The organism is Aeromonas sp. FDAARGOS 1416, from assembly GCF_019048085.1.
Classification (GTDB): Bacteria; Pseudomonadota; Gammaproteobacteria; order Enterobacterales; family Aeromonadaceae; genus Aeromonas; species Aeromonas veronii.
The window spans coordinates 160,541-172,537 of sequence record NZ_CP077301.1 but is presented as its reverse complement, the minus strand read 5'-3'; the positions used below and the strand labels follow the sequence as shown (position 1 = coordinate 172,537).

12 protein-coding genes are annotated in these 11,997 nt (G+C 59.6%); 1 reads left to right on the top strand and 11 read right to left on the bottom strand.

Going from position 1 to position 11,997, the window contains the following annotated elements; genetic code table 11:
* Entirely contained in the window at positions 1-216 is a 216-nt protein-coding gene (locus I6L46_RS00810; RefSeq protein WP_005335285.1) for a SlyX family protein, read from the top strand.
* Positions 217-342: 126 nt separating this feature from the next.
* Here the strand turns inward: I6L46_RS00810 and I6L46_RS00805 are convergent, their stop codons facing one another.
* The 11 genes from I6L46_RS00805 to ribD all read right to left on the bottom strand — a co-directional run bounded on the left by I6L46_RS00805 (position 343) and on the right by ribD (position 11,959).
* The gene (locus I6L46_RS00805; RefSeq protein ID WP_033114145.1) at positions 343-1,284 is read right to left on the bottom strand and encodes an ABC transporter permease; all 942 of its coding nucleotides are present in this window, start codon (positions 1,282-1,284) and stop codon (positions 343-345) included.
* 2 nt (positions 1,285-1,286) lie between these two features.
* Positions 1,287-2,261, bottom strand: coding sequence for an ABC transporter permease (locus I6L46_RS00800; RefSeq protein ID WP_005349514.1), 975 nt, complete (start codon positions 2,259-2,261; stop codon positions 1,287-1,289).
* A gap of 99 nt (positions 2,262-2,360) precedes the next feature.
* Positions 2,361-3,917: an ABC transporter substrate-binding protein gene (locus tag I6L46_RS00795; protein WP_139472032.1), complete on the bottom strand. Its 1,557-nt coding sequence runs from the start codon at positions 3,915-3,917 to the stop codon at positions 2,361-2,363.
* Positions 3,918-3,986: 69 nt separating this feature from the next.
* Positions 3,987-5,711 carry an ABC transporter ATP-binding protein gene (locus tag I6L46_RS00790; protein ID WP_216977133.1) on the bottom strand — a complete coding sequence of 575 codons (1,725 nt, stop codon included), beginning with the start codon at positions 5,709-5,711 and terminating at the stop codon, positions 3,987-3,989.
* A gap of 487 nt (positions 5,712-6,198) precedes the next feature.
* Positions 6,199-6,693: a phosphatidylglycerophosphatase A gene (locus tag I6L46_RS00785; protein WP_216977131.1), complete on the bottom strand. Its 495-nt coding sequence runs from the start codon at positions 6,691-6,693 to the stop codon at positions 6,199-6,201.
* On the bottom strand, positions 6,690-7,649 hold the full coding sequence (thiL, locus tag I6L46_RS00780; RefSeq protein WP_216977129.1) for a thiamine-phosphate kinase: 960 nt from the start codon (positions 7,647-7,649) through the stop codon (positions 6,690-6,692). The genes I6L46_RS00785 and thiL overlap by 4 nt, the downstream gene beginning before the upstream one ends.
* 57 nt (positions 7,650-7,706) lie before the next feature.
* Positions 7,707-8,120 (bottom strand): transcription antitermination factor NusB, encoded by a 414-nt coding sequence (gene nusB, locus I6L46_RS00775; protein WP_005343514.1) that lies wholly within the window; start codon positions 8,118-8,120, stop codon positions 7,707-7,709.
* 14 nt (positions 8,121-8,134) lie between these two features.
* A complete protein-coding gene (gene ribE, locus I6L46_RS00770) occupies positions 8,135-8,605 on the bottom strand; it encodes a 6,7-dimethyl-8-ribityllumazine synthase (protein ID WP_019445931.1) in 471 nt (156 codons plus the stop codon).
* Positions 8,606-8,881: 276 nt separating this feature from the next.
* Positions 8,882-9,991, bottom strand: a complete 1,110-nt coding sequence (gene ribBA / locus I6L46_RS00765; protein WP_005338875.1) for a bifunctional 3,4-dihydroxy-2-butanone-4-phosphate synthase/GTP cyclohydrolase II — start codon at positions 9,989-9,991, stop codon at positions 8,882-8,884.
* 149 nt (positions 9,992-10,140) lie between these two features.
* Positions 10,141-10,794: a riboflavin synthase gene (locus I6L46_RS00760; protein ID WP_206876739.1), complete on the bottom strand. Its 654-nt coding sequence runs from the start codon at positions 10,792-10,794 to the stop codon at positions 10,141-10,143.
* 55 nt (positions 10,795-10,849) lie between these two features.
* Positions 10,850-11,959: a bifunctional diaminohydroxyphosphoribosylaminopyrimidine deaminase/5-amino-6-(5-phosphoribosylamino)uracil reductase RibD gene (ribD, locus tag I6L46_RS00755; RefSeq protein ID WP_216977127.1), complete on the bottom strand. Its 1,110-nt coding sequence runs from the start codon at positions 11,957-11,959 to the stop codon at positions 10,850-10,852.
* Positions 11,960-11,997: the final 38 nt, after the last annotated feature.

Sequence of the window (11,997 nt, the reverse complement as noted above, 5' to 3'; positions counted from 1 at the left end):
ATGAGTCAGCAACTTAACGATCGCATCGAAACCCTGGAAACCCGTCTCGCCTATGCGGAATACACCATAGAGCAGCTCAACGACGAGGTAACCACCCAGGGCCGTGAACTCGATCGGCTCAAATACCAGATCCAGCTGCTGATCGACAAACTACAAAGCGTACAGCCCAGCCAGATTGCCAGCATGGCAGAAGAGACCCCGCCACCGCACTACTGATGGGTGTGCAATCAACAAGCTGTCTGCTCAAGACCAATAAAAATCCGAAACCGGCAAAACCGGTTTCGGATTTTTTTATCCAAATGACCTGATAGCTGCGACTCGGCGCCTCAGAATCAGCCCGCGTTAACCTTTGTAGATCTTGGGGTTAAACACATCCCGCAACCAGTCACCCAGCAGGTTGATGACCAGCACCAGCACCACCAGACAGATACCCGGGAAGGCGGTGATCCACCAGGAGCCGGAGAAGATGTAGTTGAAGCCTACGCTGATGAGCGAACCGAGCGACGGCTGATCAACCGGCATCCCCAGACCGAGGAAGGAGAGCGCCGCCTCACTCATGATGGCGTTGGCCACCTGCACGGTGGAGATAACCAGAATCGGCGACAGGCAGTTGGGCAGAATGTGGCGGAACATGATGCGCGGGGCGCGGAACCCCATCACCTTGGCCGCCTCCACATACTCCTTCTTCTTCTCCGCCAGCACCGAGGCGCGCACGGTACGGGCGTACTGCGGCCACTCGGCAATCCCGATGATCACCACCAGCATCACGATGGCAAAGCGCGAGTAGAACTCGGAGCCAAAGGTCGCCTGAAAGATGGCGGAGATGATGATCGCCACCATCATGGTGGAGAACGACAGCTGCACGTCGGCAAAGCGCATCAAGAGGTTATCGATGCGACCGCCAAAGTAGCCGGCGATCAAGCCGATGACGATCCCCAGCACCAGCTGCAGCCCCACCGCAAACAAACCGATGGTGAGGGAGATACGGGCGCCATAGAGAATGGTGCTCCAGATATCCCGTCCCTGGTTGTCGGTGCCGAGCCAGAAGCGCTCCTCGCCGCCATCCAGCCATGAAGGAGGCAGTTCGGCATCCATCAGGTCGAAGCTGGTCTGGTCATAGACGTTGTGCGGGGCGATCCAGGGGGCCAGCAAGGCTGCCACCACGAACACCACGAACACCGCAAAGCTGAACATGGCTACCTTGTCCCGCAGGAAGTAGTAGACGATGTCAGAGTTCTTGAATCGTGCCCAACGGCTTGGGCTTGCAGTTACAGCGTTACTCATGCTTACCCCTTGGCAGTCAGGTTAACGGTCGGGTTAATCAACCCGTAGAGCAGGTCGACCAGGGTATTGGTCACCACGAAGATCAGTCCCACGAAGATGACGTAGGCGGTGATGAGGGGCGTATCGACCCGGTGGATCGCCTCGAGGAACAGGAAGCCGGTACCCGGCCACTGGAACACGCTCTCGGTCAGGATGGTGTAAGCCACCATGGTGCCGATCTGCACCCCGCCGACGGTGATGACCGGCAGCATGGTGTTCTTCAGAGCGTGCTGATAGTAGACCTTGTTGTTGTCCAGCCCCTTGGCGCGGGCGAATTTGACGTACTCGGAGGAGAGCTGCTCCAGCATCTCGGAGCGCACCAGCCGGATAAACAGCGGCAGCATGATGGAAGAGAGGGATACCGCCGGCAGGATCAGATGCAGGATACCGTCCCAGGTGAAGAAACCCGACTCCCAGCCCAGCAGGTTACGGGTCTCGCCGCGGCCATAGGCCGGCAGCCAGCCCAGCTGGATGGAGAAGAGGTACATCAGCATGATGGCGGTCAAAAATACCGGGATCGAGATACCGATACTGCTCCCCGCCATGATGATCTTGGTGGGAATGCTGCGCGGGCGGATCGCCGAATAGACACCGAGTGGAATGGAGACCACCACGATGATGAGCGCGGCGGCAAACACCAGCTCAAGGGTAGCCACCAGCTTGTCGAGGATCACCTCGAGAGCGGGTCGCTTGAAGAAATAGGAGGTGCCCAAATCCCCATGCACCGCATTTTTCAAAAAGCGGCTGTATTTGATGAGGAAGGGATCGTTAAGGCCCATCTTCTCGCGCAACTCGTGACGCTGGGCTTCGGAGACGGATTGTCCCACCAGCTCGCGCAACGGGTCACCCAGATTATCCTGGATGGAGAAGGCGACCAGGCTGATGACGAACATCACTATCACGGCCTGATAGAACCGTTTCAGCAGGAATGTAAACATGCTTGTCCTTCTACGTGGCCTGTGTCGTGGCACAGGCTTCTGTTAGTGGGCGGAGTGACCAGCTGACCACCCCGCCCCGTCCTTCCTTGCGACGTTCTCTTACTTGCTGACCACCAGGTCACCCAGGTAAGGGAAGTTCATCACGTTGACCACCGGCTTGATGTCGACGTTCTTCTTGGCGCCATAGGCCAGATCTTCCCAGTGCAACGGCACGTAGGCAGCATCTTCGATCAGCATGGCTTCGACCTTCTTCAGCATCTCGGCACGCTTGGCCGGATCGGTCTCGGCGTTGGCATCCATCACCAGCTTGTCAGCTTCGGCGTTGGCATAACCGGCGCAGTTGTACTGACCCATACCGGTCTTGGCGTCCTTGGTGAAGGTCAGGAACTCGAAGAAGTTCGCGGTATCTTCGGTGTCGGAGTGCCAGCCGATCAGCTGCATGTCCGCGGCGCACTTGTCAAACTCGGGCCAGTACTGGGCCACCGGCATGGTCTTCAGATCCACCTTGATGTTGATCTTGGCCAGCATGGCAGAGACAGCCTGGGCAATCTTGACGTCGTTGACGTAGCGGGCAGCCGGGGAGATGAAGGTCATCTTGAAGCCTTTCTCGTAACCGGCCTCTTTCATCAGCTCCTTGGCCTTGGCCAGATCATACTGGGGCACCAGCGCCTCGTTGTGACCGGCATAGCCTTTCGGGCTCAGCTGGCCAGCAGGGGTACCGAAGCCCTTGTTGATCTTCTCGACAATGCCCACCTGGTTGATGGCGTAGTTGATCGCCTGACGCACGCGCTTGTCTTTCAGTGCCGGGTTGGTGTTCTGGTTCAGCTCGATGATGATGGCGCGGGTACCGGACAGGGTGACCAGCTGGGAGTCCTTGCCATTCTTCACGCGCTCCAGATCGTTGGGCGCAACCGGATAGATCATGTCCACGTCGCCACCCAGCAGGGCTGCAACACGGGTCGCATCTTCCTTGATGGGCACCACGGTCAGGTTCTCAACGTTACCCTTGGAGGCTTTGTCCCAGTAGTTGGCGTTGCGGGCATAATCCAGCTTCACACCCTGCTCGCGGAACTTGACGGTGAACGGGCCAGTACCGGAGACATTGGTCGATGCAAAGGAGTCGCCATTCTTGACGATCTCGGCCTTGTCTTTGCCCGCTTCGGTCTTGCCGGTGTAGAACTTGGAGTCCATCGGGAAGATGTAGGTGACGGTCTGCAGCACCAGCGGGAAGGGCTTGGCGGTGATCAAATCGACGGTGTAGTCATCTACCTTCTTCACTTCGCTGATGGGATCGAAGATCGCCTTGAAGTCGACGGAGGATTTCAGGCGGTTAACGGTCCACACCACATCATCGGCGGTAAAATCGTTACCGGAGTGGAACTTGACCCCTTTGCGCAGGTGGAAGCGGACGGTCTTGTCATCGACACGCTCGAACTTCTCGGCCAGACGGGGCTCGAACTGCAGGTCCTGGGTGTAACGCATCAGGGGATCGAATACCAGGTGCGACATCTCCAGGGTCTGACCGGAGAGCTGCTCCTGCGGATCCAGCGAAGTGGCGTCAGAAGCGACACCCACCTTGATATCAGCGGCTGAGACACTGAAGGCGAAACCGGCGGCAAACAGCGCCAGGGCAATCTTGGACAATCCTTTCTTCATCTTGTTCTCCATGCTTTTGGCTTTCTTATGACACTTTTTTGACAAGCAGACCGGCGCACCGGCGCTCTCCTAGCTTGCGATTTCCAGCCCCTCGCGGGACATTCCCTTGAACTCCGGCATGAGGGAGATCAGCTTGCGGCTGTACTCATGCTCGGCATTGGTAAAGAGTTTCTCGGTCTCGGCCACCTCCACCAGATGACCGTGCTGCATCACCCCGATGCGGTCGCACATCTGGCGGATCACCGGCAGATCGTGGCTGATAAACAGCATGGTGAGCTTGAGCTCCTGCTGCAGATCCTTGAGCAGGTTGAGGATCTGGGCCTGCACCGACACATCCAGCGCCGAGGTCGGCTCGTCACAGATAAGGAAGCGCGGGCGAGTGGCCAGTGCGCGGGCAATGGAGATACGCTGGCGCTGACCGCCGGAGAACTCGTGGGGATACTTGAGGCCAGCACCACGGCCAAGACCCACATGATCCAGCAGATCGCCGACAATCCCCTCGATCTGGCTCTCGCTGCTCGCCAGCTGATGGAAGCGGATCGGCTCGGCAATGATGTCGCGCACCTTCATGCGCGGGTTCATAGACGAATAGGGGTTCTGGAACACCATCTGCATCTGGCGACGCAGCGGGCGACGCTCACGCTCGCTCTTGAGGGCAGTCAGATCGATCCCCTCGAAGAAGATCTTGCCGGTATCAGGCGGATAGAGGCCTGTGATGGCGCGGGCAATAGTCGATTTGCCGGAGCCCGACTCCCCCACCAGACCGAAGGTTTCACCCTCGAAGATCTCGAAGCTGATGTTGTTGCAGGCGCGTACATACTGGCGGCGGCTCGGGAAGATGGAGTCCTTGGTGACGAACTTCAGATCGACGTTCTCCACCCGCAGCAGCGCCCCTTCATAGGCAGGCTCGTCCTGACTCTGGCCGAGCCAGTGGGTCTTGAGGTCGATATTGGTATCCGGCGCACTGGCATCCTCGATATAGGAGACCAGCGGGAAGCGCACCAGCTTCACGTCGGAACGGGGGACCGCCGAGATGAGGCTGCGGGTATAGGGGTGATTGGGGCTGCCCAGCACCTGTTCGGTCAGGCCGAACTCCACCAGATCGCCGCGATACATCACCGCCACCTTGTCGGTAACGTTGGAGACCACGCCCATGTCGTGGGTCACCAGCATGCAGCCCACCTGACGCTCTTTGCAGAGGGCGCGGATAAGCTGGAGGATCTGATCCTGAATGGAGACGTCGAGCGCCGTGGTCGGCTCATCGGCGATGATCAGCTCCGGATCGCAGGAGAGCGCGATGGCGATAACCACCCGCTGACGCATGCCACCGGAAAACTGGTGTGGGTACTGCTTGATGCGCAGCTCCGGCTGCGGAATACCCACCGCCCCCATCAGCTCCAGCGCCTTGGCAAAAGCGGCCTCGCGAGAGAGGTCGGTATTGGCCAGAATGGTCTCCACCAGCTGATGCTCAACGGTGAACAGCGGGTTGAGGGAGGTCATGGGGTCCTGGAATATGAACCCGATACGGGAGCCACGGATGGCCCGCATCTCGTTCTGGCTCTTGCCGGAGATGAGCTCGCCATTGAGATAGATATCACCGCGGGCGATGCGACCCGGCGGGCTCAGGAGATCGATAACGGCGTTGCCGATGGTGGACTTGCCGGCGCCGGATTCACCGACCACCCCGACAATCTCACCCTTTTCGATAGAGAAAGAGAGATCCTTCACCGCGGCCAGCACCCCGTAGCGGGAGGGGTACTCGATCCGCAAGTTCTTTACTTCGAGCAAGGACATGTTTACCTCTGCGGGGGACATCCGTCCCAAATAATTCGTCCGTAAATCAGCCGCAGATGCCGGTTGTTACCTTGGGCAATATTTGCTCAATCCATGAGGCAGCGAAACCAGCGATCCGGGCGGGTTTTTTGCATTTTTTTGGAATAACCCGCGAGTAACTTAGACGGTTTGACCACGGGTGTAAATGATTGAGTTATACAATTCCGCAATGTTTTGTGCAGATAACCACCAATTCGGCAGAGATAAATGATGATTTTCATCACACAAATGGCCGGTGCGTCCGTACATCTATTGGTATCATTACTTTAATTTCAACAACAACGCAACAAGCAGCATTTATCACTATTTCCAAAACAATCACCAGCCCCGAATGAGTAGTGAATATTTATGTGAAATGGATGATAAACGGCAGCATATGCCGATGAATGAAAATTAAGCAGATATAAATCGGGGGATGCCAGAACGGTCATCCCCCGGAAGATGGCTCTCAACCGAGCCAGAATGCCAGTAATTGCATACAAAATAGGGCGAACAGGCCGGCGATCAGATCGTCCAGCATGATGCCCAGGCCACCGTGGATCCGGCGATCAAACCAGGAGATGGGCCAGGGCTTGAGCACATCAAACAACCGGAACAGCGCAAAGCCCGCCACCACCCACTCCCAACCGGCTGGCGCGGCGATCATGGTGACGCCAAAGCCGATCACCTCGTCCCAGACGATGGCGCCGTGATCCGGCATGCCGATGGCATCGGTGGCGCTCTGGCAGATGCGGATACCGATCAGGAACCCCACCACCAGCAGAGCGATAAACCAGTGGGTCGGCAGCCCGCTCACCAGCAGGTAGAGCGGAATGGCCGCCAGGGTGCCCATGGTGCCCGGCGCTTTGGGGCTGAGACCGGAACCAAACCCCACCGCCAAAAAGTGAAGCGGATTTTTCAGATCCAGTCGTGTCAGCTCGGGCTTTATCCTGAACAAACTCATGCGAAGTGATCCCACCCTTTCAGTTGCAACTCGACCGCCTGGTCGCCACGCAGGTAATCGATGCCCGGCTCGCCCGCCACGATGCGGCCAATGCGGCTGAACTTGACCCCGCTGTGGGCCAGCGCCGTATCGAGCGCGCCGCGGTGCTCCTCCGGAACGGTAAAGCAGAGCTCGTAGTCATCGCCACCGGCCAGCGCCAGTTGCCACGCCTCCTGCTCGCTCACCGCATCCTGCAGCACCGGCGAGAGCGGCAGCAGATCGAGATCGATCTGGGCCCGCACGCCGGAGGCCTTGAGGATATGGCCGAGATCCGATGCCAGCCCATCGGAGAGATCCAGCGCACTGCCCGCCAGCCCGCGCAGGGCCTGACCGGCCAGAATGCGGGGATGGGGGTGGTCGAGCCGTGGCAGCACGGCCGCCAGCTGGTTCTCGTTGAGGGTGCGTTTGCCCAGCAGGTGGGAGAGCGCCAGCGCGGCATCCCCCAGAGTGCCGGTGACATAGATGCCGTCACCCACTTTGGCGCCGCTGCGCATCAAGGCGCGCCCGGCAGGCACCGACCCCTTCACCGAGATGGTGATGGAGAGCGGCCCGCGGGTCATGTCTCCGCCCACCAGCGCCACATTGTAGTACTCGGCCAGCTCCAGAAACCCTTCGGCAAACCCGGCAACCCAACCTTCGTTGATGGCAGGCAGGGTCAGTGCCAGCGACACCCAGCGCGGCTCGGCCCCCATGGCGGCGAGATCGGAGAGATTGACCGCCAGCGCCTTGTAGCCGAGATCCACCGGATCCATGTCGGGAAAGAAGTGTACGCCGCTCACCAGAGTGTCGGTGCTCACCGCCAGCTGGGTATCGGGGGGCAGGGTCAGCAGGGCACAGTCATCTCCAGGGCCCATCACCACGTCCTTGCGGGCGTGGGGGACCTTGAAGTACTTATCAATCAGCTCAAATTCACCCATACAGTAAAAAGCCAGCAATAAGCTGGCTCCTCTCTTAGATGCTGACGGACAGCAGGCTCAACGCTTGTTCAGCGACTTGATCACCTTGTCCAGTACACCGTTGACAAACTTGTGGCTGTCATCGGCAGCAAAAGCTTTGGCCAGCTCGATCGCTTCGTTGATGACCACGCGCGGCGGTACATCATCACGACGGGTCAGCTCGTAGGTCGCCAGACGCAGGATCGCCTTGTCCACCATGTCCACTTCTTCCAGCGGACGGGAGAGGAAAGGTGCAAACACCTTGTCCAGCTCGCTGCAGTGGAGGGCTACCCCGAACAGCAGATCGCGAAAATAGTTCAGGTCTACACCCTTGGTGTCCTGATCGATCTTGAACTGCTCTTCGATGTCACCCACGTTAGCCTTGGTCATCTGCCACTGGTAGATGGCCTGGGTGGCGCAATGGCGGGCTTTACGGCGCTCAGACGGTTTCAATGTACTTCTCCTCGTTACACGTCCAGTTCTTTCAGGACGTTGATCATTTCGAGCGCTGCCAGTGCAGCCTCTGCACCCTTGTTACCCGCCTTGGTACCTGCACGCTCGATGGCTTGTTCAATGTTTTCAGTGGTCAGCACACCGAAGGCAACGGGAATTTCATATTCCATCATTACCTGGGCCATGCCCTTGCTGTTCTCGTTTGCCACCAGGTCGAAGTGGTAGGTGCCGCCACGGATGACAGTACCGACCGCCACGATGGCGTCGTATTGACCACTCTTGGCCAGCTTCTTGATGACCAATGGCATTTCAACCGCGCCCGGCACTTTTACCAGTGTCAGGTTGCTGTCCTGCACTTGACCTTGACGCTTCAGTACGTCCACCGCGCCGTTCACCAGACTGTCGTTGATGAAGCTGTTGAAACGGGCAACAACAATAGCAATGCGCGCCTCAGGAGCGGCGATATTTCCTTCGATAACCTTCATTGGAAATCCTGTATCTGTGCAATCAAAAGGGCCGGAGTCAAAAGTGCGCACATTCTAGCACAACAGACCCACGACAAAAACCATGGCCGCAATAGACGGCCATGATCGCGATTTAACCAGTCCGGCGCGCTTACTCGCCGGTAAATTCCTCGACTTCCAGACCGAAACCGCCCGGAAGGGGATGGTACTTCTCTGGTGGAACTTTACTCGCCGATGTACTCAACCACTTCCAGACCGACACCACCCGGAAGGGGATGGTACTTCTCTGGTAGAGCTTTACTCGCCGACGTACTCAACCACTTCCAGACCGAAACCACCGAGGGCATGGTACTTCTTCGGCGAGCTCAGCAGGCGCATCTTGCTTACGCCAAGGGCCTTGAGGATCTGGGAACCGACGCCCACCCGGCGCGAGGTGCCCTGCCACTTGGCCCCTTCCGGTGCTAGTCCCTTGTCGGCGGCTTCAAAACCCTTGACCCGGGCCAACAGCTCGGCGCCGTGGGATTCCGCCCCCAAAATCACCAGCACGCCGCCTTCGTCAGCGATGCGGGCCATAGATTTGGGCAGCGGCCAGCTGCGGGCTGCATGGCGGTCGGTCAACAGCAGATCGCTCAGCACATCGTGCAGATGGACGCGCACCAGGGTCGGCTGGTCCGCTTGTACCTCACCCTTTTTCAGGGCGAAGTGAACCTGATTGTCGATGGTGTCACGGAAGGTGATGAGGTCGAACTCGCCAAACTCGGTCGGCAGCTTGCATTCGGCCACCTTCTCGACCGTGGTCTCGTGCTGGTTGCGGTACTCGATAAGGTCGGCGATGGTGCCAAGCTTGATGCCATGCTCCTCGGCGAAGATCTCCAGGTCAGGACGGCGCGCCATGGTGCCATCTTCGTTAAGGATCTCGACGATGACGGCGGCAGCCTCGAAACCGGCCAGACGGGCCAGATCGCAACCCGCTTCGGTGTGACCGGCACGGGTCAGCACGCCGCCATCCTGCGCCATCAGCGGGAAAATGTGGCCCGGCTGCACCAGATCGGCTGCCTTGGCATTGGGCGCCACAGCGGCCTGCACTGTCACCGCACGATCGGCAGCGGAGATACCTGTGGTCACCCCTTCTGCCGCCTCGATGGAGACGGTAAAGGCGGTGGAGAACTGGGCATTGTTGCGATCCACCATCAGCGGCAGCGCCAATTGCTTGCAGCGATCCCGGGTCAGGGTCAGGCAGATGAGGCCACGGCCGTAGCGGGCCATGAAGTTGATATCCTCCGGACGGACGCAGGAGGCGGCCATAATGAGGTCCCCTTCGTTCTCCCTGTCTTCGTCATCCATCAGGATCACCATCTTGCCAGCCTTGATATCGGCAATGATTTCCTGGGTTGTGCTCAGCGCCATGGGCTACTCCATCAGTGTGCTTGGGGGTTGAGCCCGCAGGCTCAACGCAAATGCGAGTGTATGTTGCTCTAGATTGGGGCTAGCGGCTCCATTTCAATCAGAGCGGGATCACAGAAAATCGTTTTGGTGGCCAGATTCAGCGCACACCGTCAGAGAAAACCGGCCTTGGCCAGCGTCTCGATGGTCAGGGTCGAGGCGCTGCTCTCCTGACTTTTTCCCATCATCAGCCGCTCCAGATAGCGGGCGATCTGATCCACCTCGAGGTTGACCTTGTGGCCCGGCTTCCAGCTGGCGATGGTGGTCTCCTGCGCGGTATGGGGCACGATGGTCAAGCGGAAAAGGTCCCCCTGCACCGCGTTGACCGTGAGGCTGATGCCATCCACCGCGATCGACCCCTTCTCGGCGATATAGCGGGAGAGCTCGCCCGGCGCCTTGATCCAGTACTCGATAGCGCGGCCGCTGCTGGAGACGCTTTTCACCTCCCCGACCCCGTCCACATGGCCGGAGACCAGATGGCCGCCGAGGCGGGAGGTGGGCATCAGTGCCTTCTCGAGGTTGACCCGATCGCCCACTCTGGCGGCGGCAAAACCGGTACGGGAGAGGGTTTCCAGCGACACGTCGGCGGTATAGCTCTTGTCGCCGAGCGCCACGACGGTGAGGCAGACGCCGTTGGTGGCGATGGAGTCGCCCAGTTTGACGTCGCTAAAATCCAGACCTGGTGCGTGGACGGTGAGGGCCATGTCATCGCCCTGACGACGCAGTTCGGCCAGGGTTCCCACCGCTTCGATAATTCCGGTAAACATGCAGATCACCTTGCTGATGACGGGGGCTGATTATGCCCCCTTGAACATTGATAAATCAGGCTATTTTGGCGGTAATGCGAATATCCGGCCCCACCATGCGCACGCCCTTGATGGCGAGCTTGGGCGCCTGGAACAGCCGGGTCAGGCCCGGCAGATGGAACAGGCCGCGCCCTTCGTCACCCATCAGTTTGGGTGCCTGATAGAGCACCAGCTCATCCACCAGCCCCTTCTCCAGCAGAGCGCCGCAGAGCCGCGGGCCCGCCTCGACCAGCACCGAGTTGACGTTCTGTTTGGCCAGCAGCATGAAGAGGCTGACCAGATCCAGCTTGCCATCCAGCAGCGGCAGCTCCAGCTGCTGCACACACTCGGGCCACTCGCCGGACGCCTTGTGACGGGCCAGCAGCACCGGACTCTCGCTCTGGAACAGCGGCAAGTCGGGTGTGAGGCGGTTTTGCGAATCGACGATGACTCGCAGCGGCTGGCGCAGGGTCTCTTTGGGGTAGCTCGCCTTGACCGAGGGGGGCAGCTCGTCCCAGCGCACGGTCAGGGAAGCGCCATCGGCCAGCACGGTTTCGGCGCTGGAGAGCACCGCATCGTGGCGGGCCCGCAGTCGCTGCACGTCACGGCGCGCATCGGGGGAGGTGATCCACTGGCTCTCGCCGCTCGCCATGGCGGTGCGGCCATCGAGGCTGGCCCCCAGCTTGACGGTCACCCGCGGGAAGGCGGTACGCATCCGCTTGAAAAAGCCCGGGTTGAGCGCTTCGGCTTCGCTCGCCAGCAGGCCGAAATCGGTCTTGATCCCCGCTTCGGAGAGCATCCGCAGGCCACGCCCACCCACCTGGGGATTGGGATCAACCATGGCCGCTACCACCCGGGCCACACCGGCGTTGATCAGCGCCTCGGCGCAGGGAGGGGTACGACCGTGGTGGGAACAGGGTTCGAGGGTCACATAGGCTGTGGCGCCGCGGGCGTTGTCACCGGCGGCGCGCAGGGCGTAGACCTCGGCATGGGGTTCGCCCGCTTTCTGATGCCACCCTTCGCCAACTACCACGCCATCCTTGACCAGCACGGCGCCGACGCAGGGGTTGGGGGCCGTGGTGTAGCGGCCGCGGCGGGCCAGTTCGAGGGCCCGACTCATCCATTGGTAATCATCTTGACTAAACATTCGGGCTCCTTTGACAACACATCTCGGCTTTACGCAGT